The organism is Rhizobium sp. BK181, from assembly GCF_014193305.1.
Taxonomy (GTDB): domain Bacteria; phylum Pseudomonadota; class Alphaproteobacteria; order Rhizobiales; family Rhizobiaceae; genus Rhizobium.
Genome location: NZ_JACHZA010000003.1, coordinates 128,242 through 146,285, shown reverse-complemented (window position 1 = coordinate 146,285; position 18,044 = coordinate 128,242). Strand labels below are relative to the sequence as shown.

19 protein-coding genes and 1 tRNA gene are annotated in these 18,044 nt (G+C 60.4%); 6 read left to right on the top strand and 14 right to left on the bottom strand.

All coding sequences use genetic code 11. The annotated features are described in order from the left end of the window. Positions 1-374: 374 nt before the first annotated feature. The 4 genes from FHT77_RS10610 to obgE are packed head-to-tail and all read right to left on the bottom strand — an operon-like array spanning position 375 to position 4,520. Positions 375-968 (bottom strand): nicotinate-nucleotide adenylyltransferase, encoded by a 594-nt coding sequence (locus FHT77_RS10610; RefSeq protein WP_210280878.1) that lies wholly within the window; start codon positions 966-968, stop codon positions 375-377. A 37-nt stretch (positions 969-1,005) separates the two neighbouring features. After that, a complete protein-coding gene (locus tag FHT77_RS10605) occupies positions 1,006-2,289 on the bottom strand; it encodes a glutamate-5-semialdehyde dehydrogenase (RefSeq protein WP_183755003.1) in 1,284 nt (427 codons plus the stop codon). Continuing rightward, entirely contained in the window at positions 2,282-3,451 is a 1,170-nt protein-coding gene (gene proB / locus FHT77_RS10600; protein WP_183755001.1) for a glutamate 5-kinase, read from the bottom strand. Before proB ends, FHT77_RS10605 begins: the two co-directional genes overlap by 8 nt. Continuing rightward, positions 3,438-4,520, bottom strand: a complete 1,083-nt coding sequence (gene obgE / locus FHT77_RS10595; protein WP_037131719.1) for a GTPase ObgE — start codon at positions 4,518-4,520, stop codon at positions 3,438-3,440. Before obgE ends, proB begins: the two co-directional genes overlap by 14 nt. An 83-nt stretch (positions 4,521-4,603) precedes the next feature. On the opposite strand from obgE, the gene FHT77_RS10590 reads away from it, so the two are divergent. Further along, positions 4,604-5,470, top strand: a complete 867-nt coding sequence (locus FHT77_RS10590; RefSeq protein WP_183754999.1) for an endonuclease/exonuclease/phosphatase family protein — start codon at positions 4,604-4,606, stop codon at positions 5,468-5,470. 38 nt (positions 5,471-5,508) lie between these two features. On the opposite strand, the gene FHT77_RS10585 is transcribed toward FHT77_RS10590, so the two are convergent. The 4 genes from FHT77_RS10585 to rplU form a co-directional block, all read right to left on the bottom strand. Beyond that, positions 5,509-6,096: a GNAT family N-acetyltransferase gene (locus FHT77_RS10585; protein WP_183754997.1), complete on the bottom strand. Its 588-nt coding sequence runs from the start codon at positions 6,094-6,096 to the stop codon at positions 5,509-5,511. Next, positions 6,093-6,749, bottom strand: a complete 657-nt coding sequence (locus FHT77_RS10580) for a GNAT family N-acetyltransferase (RefSeq protein WP_183754995.1) — start codon at positions 6,747-6,749, stop codon at positions 6,093-6,095. The genes FHT77_RS10585 and FHT77_RS10580 overlap by 4 nt, the downstream gene beginning before the upstream one ends. Positions 6,750-6,875: 126 nt before the next feature. After that, positions 6,876-7,145, bottom strand: coding sequence for a 50S ribosomal protein L27 (gene rpmA, locus FHT77_RS10575; protein ID WP_018855954.1), 270 nt, complete (start codon positions 7,143-7,145; stop codon positions 6,876-6,878). Between the two features lie 34 nt (positions 7,146-7,179). Beyond that, entirely contained in the window at positions 7,180-7,497 is a 318-nt protein-coding gene (gene rplU, locus FHT77_RS10570) for a 50S ribosomal protein L21 (protein ID WP_007528566.1), read from the bottom strand. A 307-nt stretch (positions 7,498-7,804) separates the two neighbouring features. Between rplU and FHT77_RS10565 the strand changes: the two genes are divergently transcribed. After that, positions 7,805-7,894: transfer RNA gene (locus FHT77_RS10565), tRNA-Ser, on the top strand. A gap of 57 nt (positions 7,895-7,951) precedes the next feature. On the opposite strand, the gene FHT77_RS10560 is transcribed toward FHT77_RS10565, so the two are convergent. The 6 genes from FHT77_RS10560 to FHT77_RS10535 form a co-directional block, all read right to left on the bottom strand. Then, positions 7,952-8,719: a crotonase/enoyl-CoA hydratase family protein gene (locus FHT77_RS10560; protein WP_183754993.1), complete on the bottom strand. Its 768-nt coding sequence runs from the start codon at positions 8,717-8,719 to the stop codon at positions 7,952-7,954. Next, positions 8,719-9,606 (bottom strand): hydroxymethylglutaryl-CoA lyase, encoded by an 888-nt coding sequence (locus FHT77_RS10555; protein ID WP_183754991.1) that lies wholly within the window; start codon positions 9,604-9,606, stop codon positions 8,719-8,721. The genes FHT77_RS10560 and FHT77_RS10555 overlap by 1 nt, the downstream gene beginning before the upstream one ends. Beyond that, positions 9,603-11,588, bottom strand: coding sequence for an acetyl/propionyl/methylcrotonyl-CoA carboxylase subunit alpha (locus FHT77_RS10550; RefSeq protein ID WP_183754989.1), 1,986 nt, complete (start codon positions 11,586-11,588; stop codon positions 9,603-9,605). Before FHT77_RS10550 ends, FHT77_RS10555 begins: the two co-directional genes overlap by 4 nt. A 7-nt stretch (positions 11,589-11,595) precedes the next feature. Continuing rightward, complete coding sequence (locus FHT77_RS10545; RefSeq protein ID WP_183754987.1) at positions 11,596-13,203, bottom strand: carboxyl transferase domain-containing protein; 1,608 nt, start codon at positions 13,201-13,203, stop codon at positions 11,596-11,598. A gap of 35 nt (positions 13,204-13,238) precedes the next feature. Further along, positions 13,239-14,402 carry an isovaleryl-CoA dehydrogenase gene (locus FHT77_RS10540; protein ID WP_183754985.1) on the bottom strand — a complete coding sequence of 388 codons (1,164 nt, stop codon included), beginning with the start codon at positions 14,400-14,402 and terminating at the stop codon, positions 13,239-13,241. A 453-nt stretch (positions 14,403-14,855) separates the two neighbouring features. Then, positions 14,856-15,170 (bottom strand): DUF6074 family protein, encoded by a 315-nt coding sequence (locus FHT77_RS10535; protein WP_183754983.1) that lies wholly within the window; start codon positions 15,168-15,170, stop codon positions 14,856-14,858. A 237-nt stretch (positions 15,171-15,407) separates the two neighbouring features. Between FHT77_RS10535 and FHT77_RS10530 the strand changes: the two genes are divergently transcribed. The 4 genes from FHT77_RS10530 to FHT77_RS10515 are packed head-to-tail and all read left to right on the top strand — an operon-like array spanning position 15,408 to position 18,029. Further along, positions 15,408-16,052: a lysophospholipid acyltransferase family protein gene (locus FHT77_RS10530; protein WP_183755322.1), complete on the top strand. Its 645-nt coding sequence runs from the start codon at positions 15,408-15,410 to the stop codon at positions 16,050-16,052. Next, the gene (locus FHT77_RS10525; protein ID WP_183754981.1) at positions 16,049-16,999 is read left to right on the top strand and encodes a phosphatidate cytidylyltransferase; all 951 of its coding nucleotides are present in this window, start codon (positions 16,049-16,051) and stop codon (positions 16,997-16,999) included. Before FHT77_RS10530 ends, FHT77_RS10525 begins: the two co-directional genes overlap by 4 nt. Further along, a complete protein-coding gene (locus tag FHT77_RS10520) occupies positions 16,996-17,388 on the top strand; it encodes a hypothetical protein (RefSeq protein WP_183754979.1) in 393 nt (130 codons plus the stop codon). The genes FHT77_RS10525 and FHT77_RS10520 overlap by 4 nt, the downstream gene beginning before the upstream one ends. Continuing rightward, on the top strand, positions 17,385-18,029 hold the full coding sequence (locus FHT77_RS10515) for a CDP-alcohol phosphatidyltransferase family protein (protein WP_183754977.1): 645 nt from the start codon (positions 17,385-17,387) through the stop codon (positions 18,027-18,029). Before FHT77_RS10520 ends, FHT77_RS10515 begins: the two co-directional genes overlap by 4 nt. Positions 18,030-18,044 lie beyond the last annotated feature (15 nt).

Below are 18,044 nucleotides of genomic sequence, written 5' to 3'. Positions count from 1 at the left end.
GATCGCAGGACTTCACGCATTCGTGAAGTGCATGGCTGGGCACCGCCGGCCGCTAAAAGAGCTGGAATTCCGCATGAGGGCGCGCCAAAAACGCGGAGGCTTGGCCGAAATCCTTGAGGATGCAAAAGAAATGAGCATCACAGAAACGGCTTCGATCGCGAGATATGCCCTCTACGCATTGCTGCAATGCAATAGACTAGCTTTGAAAAACCGGGAAATGTGGTACAACACACTCATCAAACGACGACCTCCTCCTCCCAAAGTCGTTTGATATGGATCGGCAACACTCCTCCCAGTTGTCGATCAAGTTTACGAAGCCCGACGGATCTCCTCCCCCGTCGGGCTTTTCGTTTGTTCGATCCCGGAAAATCCAACTATTTCAAGGCGCCGTTCGTGGCGCGGATAGCCGTCGAGCTGAGGCCCGAGCGCGGACCGTGTATGAAAGTCCAGGCAGGTGCGCGCCGTTTCCAGAGGGCTTGAGAATCGTCCTCGTCAATACGAGCGAAATCGAACGTCCGCGCCATCTTCGACGAGAGGAACGACAGCGTGGAACCCGGCCGGTCGATGACGGCAATCGGAAACGTGTTGACGATGTCCTGCCAGCGCTGCCACAGATGGAACGTCTTCAGGCTATCAGCCCCCATGATCCAGATGAAATGGACATGCGGATTTCGCGCCTTGACGCGCGCCAACGTGTTGGCCGTGAAGCTCGTCGCGAAACCACGCTCGAATGCGGTGATCTTGATCGAAGGATGCCGAGCAAGCCGCTCACTCAAAGCAATCCGCTCGGAAAGCGGCAGCAACTGGCGCCGGTCCTTGAGGGGATTGCCCGGTGTAACGATCCACCACAACTGATCGAGGCCGAGCCGCTTGATCGCGATTTCGGCAACCAGCGCATGGCCGTCATGCGGCGGATTGAAGGAGCCGCCGAAAAGACCGACGACCATGCCGCGCTCCGTATGCGGCATGCGAAGATAAGGTCGGTCGATTTCGTCGTTGATCACGTCAGGGCCGGGTTTGTCCGGTGCCGCGCACCCGATACTTGAAGGATGTCAATTGCTCGACGCCGACGGGGCCGCGGGCATGCATCTTGCCCGTGGCGATGCCGATCTCTGCCCCCATCCCGAACTCGCCGCCATCGGCAAACTGGGTGGATGCATTGTGCAGCAGGATTGCGGAATCAACCTCGGTGAAGAATCGCTCAACCACATCCGGATCCTCGGCAATAACAGCCTCGGTGTGATTGGAGGAGTAGGTCTGGATATGCTGGATCGCACCGGAGATGCCGTCGACAACAGCAACCGAAACGATGGCATCCAGATATTCCGTCGACCAATCTTCCTCGGTGGCGGCCCTCACACCGGGCATCGCCTGAACGACCGCCGCCGAACCGCGGATCTCGCAACCGGCGCCTGCGAGGGCCTCCAGCAGCGGGCGAAGATGGACGCTGGCCGCAGCGCTGTCCACAAGGATGGTTTCCACCGCGCCGCAAATTCCGGTGCGCCGCATCTTTGCGTTGACGATGACCTCCTTGGCCATGGCAAGATCGGCCGAGGCATCCACATAGATATGGCAAAGCCCTTCAAGGTGCGCGAAGACCGGCACTCTCGCCTCGTTCTGAACGCGTGCAACAAGGCTCTTGCCGCCGCGCGGAACGATCACGTCGATCGCGCCACCCAGTCCGCGTAACATCGCGCCGACGGCAGCCCGGTCGCTTACCGGCACAAGCTGAATTGCATGCTCCGGAAGCCCTGCGGCCTTCAGGCCTTGCACAAGGCAGCTATGGATTGCCTGCGAGGAACGCCGGGAATCAGAACCACACCGCAAAATGACAGCGTTGCCGGCCTTCAGGCACAGGGCGCCAGCATCCGCAGTCACATTCGGGCGGCTCTCGAAAATCACGCCGATGACGCCGAGCGGCGTGCGGACGCGCTCGATCTTCAGACCATTCGGCCGATCCCAAGCCGCGATCACTTCGCCGACCGGATCCTTGAGGGCAGCAATGGCGCGGATCCCGTCAGCCATTTCGGCAATGCGCTTGTCGGTCAACGTCAGGCGGTCAACGAATGAGGCTAGCATCTCCGTACCGGCGACATCCTTCAGATCCTTGGCATTCTCGGCGAGGATATCATCCTTGTTGGCGAGGATCGCATCCGCCATGGCGCTCAACGACTTGTTCTTCGCCTCGGTTGACGCAAAGCCCAACGGTCGCGCGGCAGCCTTGGCTTGGCGGCCGATGTCGTTCATCAGCGCGTCAATGTCAGGGCTCTGCGCAACGGTATCAAGCATAGCTTGTGTCCTTCTTCTGCCTTTCCGACTTCGAACCGATCTGCGACGTCATCACCATGTCGTCGCGATGGATCATTGCCGCTCGCCCCGCGTAGCCGAGAATTGCCTCGATCTCCGCCGACTTACGACCGGTTATCTGCCGCGCCTCTTCGGCATCGTAGCCGGCAAGCCCGCGCGCGATCTCGCGCCCGTGCGGGCCAACGATTGCCACCGTATCGCCGCGGCTGAAAAGCCCGACCACCTTGCGCACGCCGGCTGGCAGCAGGCTCTTGCCGGCGCCGAGTGCCGCAACGGCGCCCTCGTCGACGTGAAGTTCGCCCGCCGGCTGCAATTGACCAGCAATCCAGGTCTTTCGCGCTGTTACGGGCGTCCCAGAAGGCGCAAACCAAGAGGACCGCGCCCCGTTCTCGATTGCCGAAAGCGGGCTGTCCGTCTTGCCTGACGCAATGATCATGGCACAGCCAGCCGTCGTCGCGATCTTGCCGGCATCGATCTTGGTGCGCATCCCGCCGCGCGACAGTTCGGATGCCGCGCCCCCTGCCATGGCTTCGATCTCAGGCGTGATCTCAGCGATCGTAGCGAGAAACTCGGCCTGCGGATCAAGGTGCGGCGGTGCCGTGTAGAGCCCGTCGATATCGGACAGCAAAATGAGCAGATCAGCGCCGGTCATCGTCGCGACACGCGCGGCCAGGCGATCATTGTCGCCGTAGCGGATTTCGCTGGTGGCAACAGTATCGTTCTCATTGATGATCGGCACCGCGCCAATCTTCAGAAGCTGGTTGATAGTGGCGCGCGCGTTGAGATAGCGGCGGCGCTCTTCGGTATCGCCGAGCGTCAGAAGAATCTGACCGGCAACGATCTCGTCCCGCGACAGGCTTTCCGACCAGGCGCGGGCCAAGGCGATCTGGCCGACGGCCGCCGACGCCTGGCTTTCCTCCAGCTTCAAGGCGCCCGAAGGCAGGTCGAGGACGGAGCGACCGAGTGCAATAGCACCGGAGGAAACGACGAGGACATCAACGCCCTTGGCCTTCAGCGCTGCGATATCGCGGCACATCGCGTCGAGCCACGCCTTCTTCAGGCCCGTCTTGCGATCGACGAGGAGGGCCGAGCCGATCTTGATAACGACGCGGCGATAGCGCTCGAGCGACTTACGCGTCGTCATTGGCCTCGCCTTCATCGTCCGACACCATATCGCGGTGACGGAGCTTTGGTGCCTTCGCGAGTTTTTCGGCCGTACCGGCATTCGCCTCGACGATGATGTCCCGCAAGGCGCGCAACACTTCCGTCATGCCCTTGCCCGTGGCTGCGGAAATCTGGAACGGTGTCCTGCCGCAGGCCTTGGCAAGTTCCTTGGTCTTCTTCTTCAGCGTAGCATCATCAAGCACATCGATCTGCGAAAGCGCAACGATCTCCAGCTTGTCGCCAAGATCACCGCCGTATGCCTCGAGTTCACGGCGCACGGTCGTGTACGCCTTGCCAACCTTCTCCTCCTGCGAGGAGACAAGATGCAGCAGCACACGCGTACGCTCGACGTGACCAAGGAACCGGTCCCCAATCCCGACGCCCTCATGCGCGCCTTCAATCAACCCCGGAATGTCGGCAAGGATGAACTCCTGGCCATCAACCGTCGCGACGCCGAGGTTCGGGTGCAATGTCGTGAAGGGATAATTAGCGATCTTCGGCCGGGCGCGAGTGACAGCCGCAAGGAACGTAGACTTGCCGGCATTCGGCAATCCGACGAGACCGGCATCTGCAATCAGTTTCAGATGCAGCCAGATCGTCTTTTCCTCACCGGGAAGACCGGGATTGGCCCAGTCCGGTGCCTGGTTGACCGAGGATTTGAAGTGCGCGTTTCCGAAGCCCCCGTTGCCGCCGGTAGCGAGCCGGAAGCGTTGGCCTTCCTCGGTGAGGTCGCAGATCAGTGTTTCCTGGTCTTCCTCGAAAACCTGCGTGCCGACAGGCACCTTCAGCGTCACGTGGTCGCCATTGGCGCCGGTGCGGTCCCTGCCCATCCCGTGCGTGCCGACCTTGGCCTTGAAGTGCTGTTGGTAGCGGAAATCGATCAGCGTGTTGAGGCCATTTACTGCCTCGACCCAGACGTCGCCGCCGCGTCCGCCGTCACCGCCATCCGGGCCGCCGAATTCGAGGAATTTCTCGCGTCGGAACGAGACGCTGCCCGCGCCGCCGTCTCCAGACTTGATATAGACCTTTGCTTCGTCGAGAAATTTCATTTTACTTCCATGTCCGGTGGCTGTTCATCGCCCCTCTTGCCGCTTTCGATATAGGCGGTTCAATCGGAGGTCAAAGGATTATCGTGAAGTTTGCGAGCTATAACATACAGTACGGCTTCGGTCTTGATGGCATCTACGACCTCGACCGAATCGCCGCGAGCCTCGAGGGTGCTGACATCATCGCGCTCCAGGAGGTCACTCGCGGCTTCGCCAGGAACGACTATGCCGACATGGTTGCCGACCTTGCAGAGCTTTTTCCCAACCATTTCTGGGTCTATGGAGCGGCTTGTGACCTGCATATCGAAGAGGGTTCCGATGGCTGGCCGCCACGCGGAACGCGCTTCCAATTCGGCAACATGGTACTCTCGCGCTGGCCGATCCTCGCGACCCGAACGCTGCTTCTGCCGCGCAGCCGAACGATCTCCAAGGTCAATCTCCAGCGCGGCGCAACTGAAGCAGTGATCGAAACGCCGGCGGGGGCGCTGCGTGTCTACTCCGTGCATCTCGATCACGTCTCCATCGACGAGCGCAGTCGCCAGCTCGCCCACCTCAACGAACGCATCAACGCCTTCGTTTCCGAGGGCGGCTCCGTCACGGGCGCTGCAGAGGTCGACGTCGATGATCCGCCATTGCCCGAGGATTACGTCGTCATGGGTGACTTCAACATGACGCCGGAGTCGCCGGAATACTGCATTCTTGCCGGCGCCAAGGACGGCTACTACGGACGCGTCCCGCGCATCGGCACGCCTGTCGATGCGCTTGCGGCGTTGGAGGCTTACCCGCTTGGCAGCTATAGCTGGATGGACCCAAAGGATCATGGCAAACGCATGCATCTCGATTACATCTTTGTCAGCTGCGGCCTCACGGGCCGCTTGAAATCGGCAAAGATCGATACCGATTCGGTCGGTTCCGACCACTTCCCCGTCTGGGTCGAGATCGACGGTGAATAGGCAGGCGTCCCGAACACCTCGGGACGCCTCTTCTTTCTTCAACCAATCCTCGCCTGTTGCAACGCGCCCGGCTTCAGCATTGTCTCGACGTGCGTGACCATGGTGTTGCGTGCGAAGCTGTAGATCTCGCTGCAACCGGTCATGCGGAAGCCGAGCTTCTCCTGCAGCTTCAGCGAGGCCGGATTGTCGGCGAACACGCCGGAATGAAGCGTGGTCTCGGGCATGCGGCGCGAAAAACGCTCCAACACAGCTGATACCGCCTCGCTCATGTAGCCGCGCCGCCAGTAGAAACGGTTCAGCCAGTAACCGAGGTGCCATTGACCATGGCGAAGCTCGATCGCGACGACGCCGATATGGGCGTCGTCGCCAGTCGTGATCGCAAACTGCCAGTCGGGCATACCGCCAGCCGTCACCGGTACCAGCCAGTCGAGCGCGTCCTGCTTGTCGTAAGGAGCAGGAACACGCGCGAGCATGCGGGTCACGGCGAAGTCGGACAACGTGTCCGCGATCGCATCGGCATCGCTCAGCCGGTGCGGCCGGAGAACCAGCCGGTCGGTCGCAATGACAGGCATCGGGCCGGGCGCCATCGACTGGCTCCTGGGCCTTTGAAGACTGATCGCGTTCATAAGACGCTCCCCCAGCTTCTCAGCGACATCCAGGTCTTGCGGTCAAGCCTGTACCACTCGACCGGCACGTTACTGCCGAGCGCCAGCGATGCCGCAAGGCCCGATCCCTGGAACTGGAAGCCGCACTTCTGGATGACCCGCCGCGAAGCGACGTTCATCACCCGGCAACGAGCATCGATCTGATCGACATCCTGCCTCGTACGAAAGACCATATCGACCAGGGCGTGGCACGCCTCAGTCATAAAGCCTTGATTCCAGTAAGGTTCTCCTAGCCAGTAACCGATCTCGACAGTCCGCCCGTCAAGATGCGGTTCAACTCCGCAGCACCCCATGAAGGCGCCATTTTCGGCTTTCGTGATCGCATAGACGCACTTGCCAATCTCGCCGTTTTTCGTGCGTCGCACGAAGTCGGCGGCATCATTGGCCGTATACGGGTGCGGCATACGCGACACCATGGTGGCGACTTTGGCGTTGTTGGCAAGATGGGCAAGGGCGTCGATGTCTTCTTCGTGCGGCGCGCGCATGACGAGCCGCTCCGACAGTAAGACAGGGCAATCGGTCCTTAACCGCTCCGGCCTCAGCCGTTCCTTGGGAGACCGCTGGTCTTCCCTGAAAGACCGCGATTGGCCTTCCCTCAACAATTCGCCTTGCATGTTCAGTCCTCCTTCGTTGGACAAGAAAAAAGGGGAGATGGCGCCCCATCTCCCCTGTTTTCTGGACTGAACCTGATACGCTCAGCCGGGTCGATGAGACGCCGGCTGTTTTAGAGCGCTACCGGCTTATTCCGCTGCTTCCGCTTTCGGCATTACAGACACGTACACGCGGCCATTGGCCTTCGTACGGTAGTTCACATTGCCGGCCGTAAGCGCAAAAATGGTGTGGTCCTTGCCGAGGCCGACATTGGCGCCCGGATGCCACTGCGTACCGCGCTGACGCACGATGATGTTGCCTGCGATGACGGTTTCGCCACCGAACTTCTTCACGCCAAGGCGCTTGGATTCGGAATCACGACCGTTGCGCGATGAACCGCCAGCTTTTTTGTGTGCCATTGGTGTTCTCCTTTAAACCTTAAGTCCCGTGATCTTACTTGGCAGCCACGATGTCCGTGATGCGGACAACGGTGTGATGCTGGCGATGGCCGCGCGAACGCTTCGAGTTCTGACGACGGCGCTTCTTGAAGGCGATGACCTTCTTGCCGCGGTTGTGCTCGACCACTTCGGCCTTGACGGAAGCGCCCTTGACGAAGGGAGCACCAATCGCAGCGTCGGCGCCTTCGCCGATTACGAGGACTTCGGTGAATTCAATTGCGTCGCCAGCGGTTGCTTCAAGCTTCTCGATGGTCAGCACGTCGTTTGCCGCCACACGGTACTGCTTACCGCCGGTCTTGATGACTGCGAACATTTTTTATCCTTTCATGTTCGTTCCGGCTCATACCCGCCCAACAAGCAGGTGGCCGTCTTTTTATCAGTCGAGGTTAAGCAGGGATTTCAGAGACTTTAGCCCAGAACTCTCGCTGCCGGTGATCCACCCCGCGCGAGCGCGAGACTGGTAAGGTGCAGAGTTATCCACACCTATTGCGAAGCCGAGATACGCGAGGCCCAAAACACTGTCAAGGCAAAAGGATGAAAAGCTTTGAGATTTCGTCTTGCCAGCCCGTCATTCTGTCGCTATGTAGCCCACCGCGCCGAACGAGCGCCGACCAAACCGCGGAGAGGTGGCAGAGTGGTCGAATGCACCGCACTCGAAATGCGGCATACCTGCAAGGGTATCGTGGGTTCAAATCCCACCCTCTCCGCCATAAATCCCACACCCGGCTTGAGTCAGTCTTCCCCGGCAGTCGACGCCCGCTGGAATTCTATCGGCGTTTTTCGAAGAAGGCGGCAATGCCGGCTTGCGCCTCTTCTGTTTCCCACGTGTCCGCGAGTTGGGTAATCACGTTGTCGATGATCTCGTCTGTAATTGGCGTGGCAAGCGAACGTGCAAGGGCCTTGGCGCGCGCTGCGGCCTGCGGCGAAGCTGCGAGGAATTCGGCGACTTCCTGATTGATGGCCCATTCGAGATCACCTAGCGGCACGACGGAGGCAACAAGACCGATCGATTTGGCATGGGACGCCTCGAACGTTCGGCCGGAAGCAAAGAGGGACCGCGCCGCAGAACTGCCAATTCGCGCCACGACATAGGGGCTGATCGTTGCTGGAATGAGGCCAAGCCGAACTTCCGTCAGGCCAAAACGAGCGGTTTCCGAAGCGATCACGGTATCGCAGACGCTGATCAAACCAACACCACCGCCAAAGGCACTCCCGTGGACGGAGCCAACGAGTGGCTTCGGAACCTCGTTCAACGCCTTGAACATCATCGCCAGCCGCCGCGCTTCGGCGATTCTCTCCGCCCGGCTTGCTTGGAACTGGGCACTCATCCACTCCAGATCACCTCCGGCACAGAAGCTCTTGCCCGCCCCCGCAAGTACGATGACACGTACATTCCTATCCGATCCGAGAGCGTTTGCCGCTTCCGTCAGTTCGTCGATCATTCCGGCGGACATGGCATTGTGTTTGTCTTCGCGGGCCAGCGTAAGCCGAGCAACACCGCGTTCGTCGATCGAAATCATCAGCGTTTCCGGCATTACCCTGCACTCCTGAGGCTCTGGGCAAAGCGCGCAGCCTCTTCCAGCTTTTGCGGCGAGAGCCCGGTTCGATAACCCTTGCGGGCAAGGAACTGGGCGACTTCCAATGTATCGACATTTCCCTTTGCGCCCGGTGCGTAGGGGCAACCGCCCAAGCCGCCGACTGAGGCGTCGAAAACCCGCAGCCCGTGCTTCAACGAAACCTCGATATTGTCGAGGGCCCAGCCATCGGTGTCGTGGAAATGACCGGCAAGCATGGTCGCCGGTGCAGACGAGAGGACCGTGACCAGCATCTGATCGACCTCCTCCGGCCGTCCTCTGCCGATCGTATCACCGAGGCTGATCTCGTAGCAGCCTAAAGAATGCAGGCTCTCGACAACGCGCGCCGCCGCATCGGGCGAAACCGTACCCTCATAGGGACATTCGACGACGCAGCTGACATAGCCGCGCATCGGGACGCCGCGCGCATGGCTTGCTTCGGCAACCGGCTTGAAGCGCTCGATGCTCTCGGCGATGGAACAGTTGATGTTCTTTTGCGAGAAGCTTTCCGAGGCGGACGCGAAGATCGCGACCTCGTCCGCGCCCGCCGCGATTGCCGCGTCGAACCCTTTCATATTCGGCGTCAGAACTGCGTAGCGAACACCTGGTCTCCGCTTAATGCCGGCCATGACTTCGGCCGCATCAGCAAGTTGCGGCACCCACTTCGGGCTGACGAAGCTTGTCGCCTCGATCCGCTCGAAACCACATTCCGAGATCATGTCGATCAGAGCAATTTTCGTGGCGGTCGGGATTAAATCCTTCTCGTTCTGCAACCCATCGCGTGGTGCCATCTCGACGATCGAGACATCCCGCGGCAGCAATGACGATTCTCCGGGCTGCACAATCACGTCTCCTCTACCCGAAGCGTCAGAAGCACCGCGCCTTCATCGACCTGCTGGCCTTCACTCACCTCGACTGCTTCCACCGTTCCGTCGCGGGCCGCAACGAGTGTGAGTTCCATTTTCATCGCTTCCATGACGACAAGCGCATCGCCCTTGGAGACCGCGGCTCCCGAACTCGTGCGCACGATTTTCACAAAGCCCGGCATCGGGGCGATCAGCCTGTTGCCATCCGCCACATCGCTCGCACTGAAATCGAGCGGGTTTCCGAGGTGGAAAATATGGGTTCTGTGATCGACACTGACCACCAAGTGATGTGCCGCCAGGCTCGCCTTGACGCGGACTTGCCGGCCATCGATCTCCGCCCGGCATCCGTCATTCTGCCGACTGACGATTTTCACTGGAATGACGCGCCGGCCGTCGTGTACCGCAAAGAAATCAAACCCCTTTGCGGCAACCCGTAGCGTTGAATGCCCTCCTTCGTAGGTCAGCGCGACGATGCGCTGCATTTCGCTCCAAAGCTGCCAGTGCCCAAGCGTCAGCCATGGATCGCCATCCGATGATTGCCTAAGCGCACCCAGCGACAGCACCGCTGCAAGAGCAACAACCGTGTCTGCAGGCGACTCGATTGCCGTCAGCAATTGAAGATCGCGATCGATCAGGCCGGTATCGGGATGGCCGGCGACGAATTCCTCCTGCGCACTCAACCTGGCCAGAAAGTCCAAATTGGTGGTGACGCCAACGACATGTGAACTCTGTAACGCATGGGTTAACCGCGACAGAGCGACATTGCGGTTTGGTCCATGCACGATCATCTTGGCGATCAGCGGATCGTAATGGGCGGAGACCGTGTCGCCTGGACGGACTCCGGCATCGATCCGCGCCGTAACATCCGGAAAGTCCAGATGCCTGATCGTTCCCGTCGCCGGCAGAAATCCCTTGGCAGCATCCTCTGCGTAAATCCGAGCCTCGAGGGCCCAACCGTAGATCTCAAGCTCCGACTGCTTCTTCGGTAGGGGCTCGCCGGCAGCGACACGCAATTGCCACTCGACCAGGTCGACGCCGGTGATCGCTTCGGTGACAGCATGCTCGACCTGAAGGCGGGTATTCATCTCCATGAAGTAGAAGCGATCCGGCCAGAGGCCGTTCGAGACGTCCGCGATGAATTCCACGGTGCCGGCCCCACGGTAGGAAATGGCACGCGCCGCACGTACGGCGGCGTCGCCCATCGCGCGCCGCATCTCCGGCGTCATCCCCGGTGCCGGCGCTTCTTCGATCACCTTCTGGTGGCGACGCTGCAGCGAGCAATCGCGTTCGAAAAGATGCACGACGTTTCCATGACGATCGCCGAAGATCTGAACTTCGATGTGGCGTGGGCGAATGAGATACCGCTCGATCAATACGGCATCGTCGCCGAAGGCTGCTTTCGCCTCCCGCCGTGCGGCCGCGAGTGCCTCGGGAAAATCCTCTTCACTGTCGACGCGGCGCATGCCCTTGCCGCCACCGCCGGCGCGGGCCTTGATGAGCACGGGGAAACCGATAAGGGTCGCCTGATCAGCCAGAAAGCCGTCATTTTGTTCCTCGCCATGATAGCCGGGAACCACGGGCACGCCGGACTGGTCCATCAGCGCCTTTGCCGCGTCCTTCAGTCCCATGGCACGGATGGAGGACGGCTGCGGTCCAATGAAGACCATCCCCGCGGCCTCCACGGCTGCCGCAAAGTCGGCATTCTCGGACAGAAACCCATAACCGGGGTGAATGGCTTCGGCGCCGGTCCGCTCCGCTGCGGAAAGGATCCGTTCGATCGAGAGATAGCTTTCCTGTGCACTGGCCGGCCCAAGGCGAACCGCCTCGTCCGCCATCTCGACATGCAGTGCCCCAACATCGGCATCCGAATAGACCGCCACGGTGGCGATCCCCATGCGTCTGGCGGTCCGGATCACCCGGCAGGCAATCTCGCCACGGTTTGCGATGAGAATTTTCTGGAACATCGCTACCTCACATCCGGAACAGACCGAAGCGCGTCTCTTCAATCGGCGCATTCAGCGCCGCAGACAGCGAGAGACCGAGCACATCGCGGCTCTTTGCCGGATCGATCACCCCGTCGTCCCAGAGCCGCGCCGACGCGTAGAGCGGATGGCTCTGCCGTTCGAAGAGATCGAGCACCGGCTGCTTGAAACTGCTCTCCTCCTCTGGCGACCAGGGCGTGCCGGCGCGGGAAAGCGCCTCTCCCCGCACAGTCGCGAGCACGCCTGCCGCCTGCTCTCCACCCATGACCGAGATGCGGCTGTTCGGCCATGTCCAGAGAAAGCGCGGCGAGAAGGCGCGACCCGCCATGCCGTAATTGCCCGCCCCAAAGGAACCGCCAACCAGCATCGTTACCTTCGGCACACCTGTTGTTGCGACGGCGGTAACGAGCTTCGCGCCATTCTTCGCAATGCCTTCGGTTTCGTATTTGCGGCCCACCATGAAGCCCGTGATGTTCTGCAGGAAGACCAGCGGTATCCTGCGCTGCGAGCAGAGTTCAACGAAATGAGCGCCCTTCAGGGCCGATTCCGAAAACAGCACCCCGTTATTGGCGACAATGCCCACCGGGATACCGTGGACATGGGCGAAGCCGCAGACCAACGTCGTCCCATAACGTGCCTTGAATTCATCGAAGCGCGAGCCGTCGACGATACGGGCAATGACCTCGCGCACGTCATAGGGCACGCGCAAGTCGGCCGGAACGATCCCTGCGATTTCCGCGGGATCGAACAATGGCGCCTCGACCGCTTGGCGCTCGACGCCACCCGCCTTAGATCGATTGAGGTTGGAGACAGCACGCCTCGCCAGCGCCAGCGCATGTCCGTCATCGCGCGCAAGATGGTCCGCTACACCGGAGAGCCTTGTGTGCACATCGCCGCCACCGAGATCCTCGGCCGAGACGACTTCACCGGTTGCTGCCTTGACCAGTGGCGGGCCGGCAAGAAAAATCGTTCCCTGCCCCTCGACGATGATCGCCTCGTCGGACATGGCCGGTACATAGGCACCGCCTGCCGTACACGAGCCCATGACGACGGCAATCTGTGGAATTCCTGCCGCCGACATATTGGCCTGATTGTAGAATATCCGGCCGAAATGATCGCGATCAGGGAACACCTCGTCCTGGTTCGGCAGGTTCGCGCCGCCGGAATCCACCAGGTAGATGCACGGCAGATTGTTCTGGGCTGCAACTTCCTGCGCACGCAGGTGCTTCTTCACCGTCATCGGAAAGTAGGTGCCGCCTTTGACCGTCGCATCGTTGCAGACGATCATGCAATCGCGCCCTGAAACACGGCCGATGCCGGTAATCAGGCCGGCACCGGGAGCCTCGTTGCCGTACATGCCGTGGGCCGCGGTCAATCCGATCTCGAGAAACGGCGTGGCCGGATCGAGCAGGGCTGCGATCCGATCGCGCGGCAGCATCTTGCCGCGGGAAACATGGCGCTCACGCGCGGCGGGTCCGCCACCATTGGCGACACTCACAGCCGCCTCTTCGATGGCCCGAATCGCCTCGGCCATTGCCGCGCGATTTGTCCTGAAGCTCTCCGAATTCGTCGAAATCTGCGACTTCAAAACCGTCATTGGTCACCAGGATGGTTGTCGGATGAACGTTCGGATCAGGCCGTTTCAGCAAAGAGCTCGCGGCCAATCAGCATGCGTCGGATTTCAGAGGTTCCGGCACCGATCTCGTAGAGCTTGGCGTCGCGTAGGAGCCGGGCGGCGGGATAGTCGTTCGTGTAGCCGTTGCCCCCGAGTGCCTGGATCGTTTCGAGGGCCAGAAGCGTTGCCTTCTCCGCGGCATAGAGGATGCAGCCGGCAGCATCCTTGCGTGTCGTCTCGCCGCGATCGCAGGCAGCGGCCACGGCGTAGACATAAGCGCGCGCCGTATTCATGGTCACGTACATGTCGGCAAGCTTGCCCTGCATCAGCTGGAATTCGCCGATCGCCTGGCCGAATTGCTTTCGCTCATGAAGATAGGGCACGACGACATCCATGCAGGCCGCCATGATGCCGATCGGCCCAGCGGAAAGGACGACGCGCTCATAGTCGAGCCCCGACATCAGAACGCGTGCCCCGCCACCGAGAGCACCGAGGACATTTGCCTCGGGAACCTCACACTCCTCGAAGATCAATTCGCAGGTATTGGAACCGCGCATGCCGAGCTTGTCGAGCTTCGGGCCGGTTGAAAAGCCCTTGAAGGCCTTCTCGACGAGGAAAGCGGTGATGCCGCGCGGTCCCGCATCGGGGTCTGTCTTCGCATAGACAACCAGCACATCCGCATCCGGGCCGTTGGTGATCCACATCTTGTTGCCATTGAGAACGTAGCTGTCGCCGCGCTTCTCCGCCCGAAGCTTCATCGAAACGACGTCCGACCCGGCACCCGGCTCTGACATGGCAAGCGCACCGACATGCTCGCCGGAAATAAGCTTCGGCAGATAGTTTGACTTCTGCGCTTCCGTTCCATTGCGGCTGATCTGGTTAACGCAGAGATTGGAGTGCGCGCCATAGCTGAGCCCGACCGAAGCTGAAGCGCGGCTGATCTCCTCCATCGCAACGCAATGAGCCAGATATCCCAGACCGGCGCCGCCATAGGTCTCTTCGGCCGTAATCCCAAGCAGTCCCATGTTGCCCATCTCGCGCCAGAGCGGCGCTGGGAAACGGTTGCTGCTGTCCGTCTCGGCTGCCAGCGGCGCGATGCGCTCCGTCGCGAAACGCCGAACGCTGTCGCGGAGCGCCTCGATCTCGTCCGCCAGACCAAATCTCAAACCACCGGAATACATGCCTTCCCTCCCAAGTCCGGCGCGCGGTTACCGCAGCGTCCGGCATGCGTGTGTCGTTATTTTCCCGTCATTGTTTTCACGCGCGTATCTGGTCGGCAGCTCCTCCACTGCCGGTCGGCCCTATAAATTTCGTTGAAGAACGCAAAAATGGCAAGCATTTCCGATCGGCCAGACAATTCTGACCGCCAGCTTGCTCCCGCGAATATTCGATAGATCTGCCGCCGGCATATGCCCTTCCTCCCGAGATAGGCAACGACCTGAATACGCGCAGGATCTGTACAGATTCGCGCGAGAACAAGGGATGCTAGCACCGGGCGCGCGGAATTTCTGAACCAAGACGGTTCATCTCGCGCATAATTTGGAAAGATTTTGTCGTCGGGACGACGCGTTCAACCGCAAGGGTTGTCCGACAAAGCGGCAGCCCAAATGCGGCTGGAACCGATCGTGATGCGGTCAGCGCTTGATGGCGCGGCCACTGCGGCTTTCGGCAATTGCCCGCACTTGATGCCGGCGAACCAGCTCAGCCTGGACCTCGGCTTGGAATGTCATGACCTGGTTACGGACCTCGTCGTCGGAGCAGCCAAACGACGTCAGCTCAGCGGCGAGCCGGCGGCACTCGGTCTTCCAGAAGGTGACTGCTTCCTCGCCATGGCGGCGATCCAGTTCGGCCGCGCACCGTTCGATGTCACCGGCGCGCGAAGCGACCGGGAAAAGCACGATCTCGCTCGTCGTCATTGCTTGCAGAGTTTTGTTTGACTGTACTGTCATCGACTCATTCCGTTGCGTCCGACTCATTCCTAGCTGACCATGGTTAACGCTTTCCTTTTCATACTCGACAAAGTCACCCGTTCGGTTCGTCGCACATCATGCCAGCTCCAGTTGAAGGGTGGATATGGGAGTATTAAGCCCCCAATCACTTCCGCCATAGGCAGGACTTCCGGATAGCCAAAAATGTCGCTAGGTTTTGCAGACTGCTTTGTCAGTGCAGCGGGGGGCTGGAAATCGGTGAGGAGGATAATCGCGAAGCCTGTCGCGGCGGCCATCGTGGTATTCGCGCGTGCAATAACGGCCGTACGCGCCATCTGGCCGAATGACGGTATTCCCGACGGACAGTGTGTTTATTTCGCCAACCACTCCAGTCATGGCGATTTCATTCTGGTCTGGACCGTCCTGCCGCCAAGCTTGCGGCGGCGGACACGCCCCGTTGCCGGCGCGGAGTATTGGCTAAAGTCGTCGATCAACCGCTTCATCGGCCGCGATGTCTTTGACGCTGTGCTTATCGAGCGGGATCGCGAGAGGCGCACACGTGATCCGATTGAAGTCATGGCGGAGGTCATTGATTCCGGCGCGTCGTTGATTCTCTTTCCCGAAGGCACACGCAACCAGACGGATGCGCAGCTATTGCCGTTCAAAAGCGGTCTTTTCCATCTTGCCTCGGCCCGACCGGACATTCAGCTCGTGCCGGTCTGGATCAACAATCTCAATCGCGTCATGCCCAAGGGTGAGATTGTCCCGATCCCCTTGATCTGCACGGTGACCTTCGGCAACGCCATACAACTTGAAGCCAGTGAGAATAAAGAGACCTTCCTGGGCAGGGCGCGTACGGCACTGCTCGATCTGTCACCAACGCACCCAGGCGGCAAAGAATGAACGCAGCGAACTCCGACCTGTGGACGCTTGTCCTGGGCATTTTCACGCTCCTCATCGTTTCCTCAAGCATCGGCTACCTGCTGCAACGACGCCTGCCGGCCGGTCAATCGAATGCTGCGATCGAGAATCTGAATGCACGCATCAAGGCGTGGTGGATCATGGCAATCCTGATCGGCCTCGCCTTTCTTGCCGGCAGAGTTGGCGTGCTGCTGCTGTTCGGCTTCTGCTCTTTCGCGGCGCTACGCGAGTTCATCACCCTGACCGACACCAAGCGCGCCGACCACTGGGCCCTCGCGGCCGCTTTCTTCGTCGTGCTCCCCCTGCAATACTGGCTGCTGTGGGAGAGACAATACGGCATCTTCTCGATCTTCATTCCGGTCTACGCGTTCCTCTTGATGCCGATCATCTCCGTGCTGCGCGGCGATACGGAGCGTTTCCTCATACGTATTGCCGAAGTCCAGTGGGCGCTGATGATCTGCGTATTCTGCGCCTCCCACGTTCCGGCGTTGTTGACGCTGACGATCCCGGGCTACGAAGGCCGCAACGTTCTTCTGATCGCCTTCCTGGTGATCATCGTGCAGCTCAGCGATGTTCTCCAATATGTCTGGGGCAAGCTGTTTGGCCGAACGAAAATCGCGCCAAGCCTGTCTCCTTCGAAGACCGTGGAAGGCTTTGTCGGCGGTGTCGCCAGCGCCACATTGATCGGCGCCGCGCTGTGGTGGATTACACCATTTACGCCATTTCAAGCCGGGGTCATGGCTTTTGTTATCACGATGATGGGCTTTTTCGGCGGCCTCGTCATGTCGGCAATCAAGCGAGATCGCGGCGTCAAGGATTGGGGTCACCTGATCGAAGGCCATGGCGGATTGATCGACCGGCTCGACTCCGTGGTCTTTTCCGCACCGATCTTCTTCCACATCGTTCGCTACTGGTGGTCGACCACATGATGGCGATGGCACGCCGTTTGGTTCAGAGCAGTGAGACACACGTACTCTTCGCATTCGTCGCCATGGGCGGCTGGGCGGTCCTCGCCAACGGTAACCATCCGCTGCAACAGGCCCTGCTGGCCGGCGTTGTACAAGGCGGACTCTCAGCCTGTCTTACCTTGTTTCTCAAGACCGTGATCGAGTGGCTCTCGAAGCAGTTTAAGGGGCGCGCCAGGCTCTGGGCGCCGCCATTGATTGCATGCCTTGCCTCGACTGGCGTGCTGATCTCGATCCATGCCTTGAGCGGCACGCCGGAAATCCTGAAGACCATAGCGGTGCCACTGGCCGTTTCGACGAGCTATGCGGCCATCTACAACTACTTTCTCTACCAAAAGGGGATTGGGGCATGACGGAAACGGGCGAACGGCGGCCGCTGGCAAGCAGGGACACGCAATGGGCAAAGCGCATTGCGCAGTGGCTAGCGTCACGGTCGATCATGCCGAACCAGATTTCGCAGGCGAGCATGATCGCGGCGGCGCTGGCCGGCGGCTCCTTTTGCCTTGCCGGATTTGAGATCGGATGGATCCGGGTCGTCCTCCTCGTTCTCGCGGCCGCCTTCTGCCAATTACGGCTGCTGTGCAACCTCTTCGATGGCATGGTTGCCGTCGAAGGCGGCAAAGGCGCTTCCGACGGACCATTCTGGAACGAATTCCCGGACCGCATCGCCGATATCATGATCCTGGTCGGCGTGGGGTATGGCGTTGGATCCCCTGGCCTAGGTTGGGCAGCAGCCGCCTTTGCGGTGTTGACCGCCTATGTTCGCGAGCTCGGACGAGCAACGGGGACGCCGAGCGACTTCTCAGGCCCGATGGCAAAGCAGCACCGAATGGCGACGATTACGGCCGCGGCGGTTCTCTCTATCCTCGAGCCGCTGTGGAACGGGCACAATCAAGTCTTGCAGGCAGGCCTCTGGCTGATCGCGATCGGCGCCGCCTTCACAGCATTGCGGCGAGGCAGAAATATCGTTCGAAGCCTGAAGGCTGGTCGCTGATGAGATCTGCTCATT

Coding starts and splice junctions, on each gene's coding strand:
- FHT77_RS10610 (WP_210280878.1), bottom strand. CDS start 968: ATGCCGCATACGGAGCGCGGCATGGTCGTCGGTCTTTTCGGCGGCTCC.
- FHT77_RS10605 (WP_183755003.1), bottom strand. CDS start 2,289: ATGCTTGATACCGTTGCGCAGAGCCCTGACATTGACGCGCTGATGAAC.
- proB (WP_183755001.1), bottom strand. CDS start 3,451: ATGACGACGCGTAAGTCGCTCGAGCGCTATCGCCGCGTCGTTATCAAG.
- obgE (WP_037131719.1), bottom strand. CDS start 4,520: ATGAAATTTCTCGACGAAGCAAAGGTCTATATCAAGTCTGGAGACGGC.
- FHT77_RS10585 (WP_183754997.1), bottom strand. CDS start 6,096: ATGAACGCGATCAGTCTTCAAAGGCCCAGGAGCCAGTCGATGGCGCCC.
- FHT77_RS10580 (WP_183754995.1), bottom strand. CDS start 6,749: ATGCAAGGCGAATTGTTGAGGGAAGGCCAATCGCGGTCTTTCAGGGAA.
- rpmA (WP_018855954.1), bottom strand. CDS start 7,145: ATGGCACACAAAAAAGCTGGCGGTTCATCGCGCAACGGTCGTGATTCC.
- rplU (WP_007528566.1), bottom strand. CDS start 7,497: ATGTTCGCAGTCATCAAGACCGGCGGTAAGCAGTACCGTGTGGCGGCA.
- FHT77_RS10560 (WP_183754993.1), bottom strand. CDS start 8,719: ATGCCGGAAACGCTGATGATTTCGATCGACGAACGCGGTGTTGCTCGG.
- FHT77_RS10550 (WP_183754989.1), bottom strand. CDS start 11,588: ATGTTCCAGAAAATTCTCATCGCAAACCGTGGCGAGATTGCCTGCCGG.
- FHT77_RS10545 (WP_183754987.1), bottom strand. CDS start 13,203: ATGACGGTTTTGAAGTCGCAGATTTCGACGAATTCGGAGAGCTTCAGG.
- FHT77_RS10540 (WP_183754985.1), bottom strand. CDS start 14,402: ATGTATTCCGGTGGTTTGAGATTTGGTCTGGCGGACGAGATCGAGGCG.
- FHT77_RS10535 (WP_183754983.1), bottom strand. CDS start 15,170: ATGACAGTACAGTCAAACAAAACTCTGCAAGCAATGACGACGAGCGAG.
- FHT77_RS10525 (WP_183754981.1), top strand. CDS start 16,049: ATGAACGCAGCGAACTCCGACCTGTGGACGCTTGTCCTGGGCATTTTC.
- FHT77_RS10520 (WP_183754979.1), top strand. CDS start 16,996: ATGATGGCGATGGCACGCCGTTTGGTTCAGAGCAGTGAGACACACGTA.
- FHT77_RS10515 (WP_183754977.1), top strand. CDS start 17,385: ATGACGGAAACGGGCGAACGGCGGCCGCTGGCAAGCAGGGACACGCAA.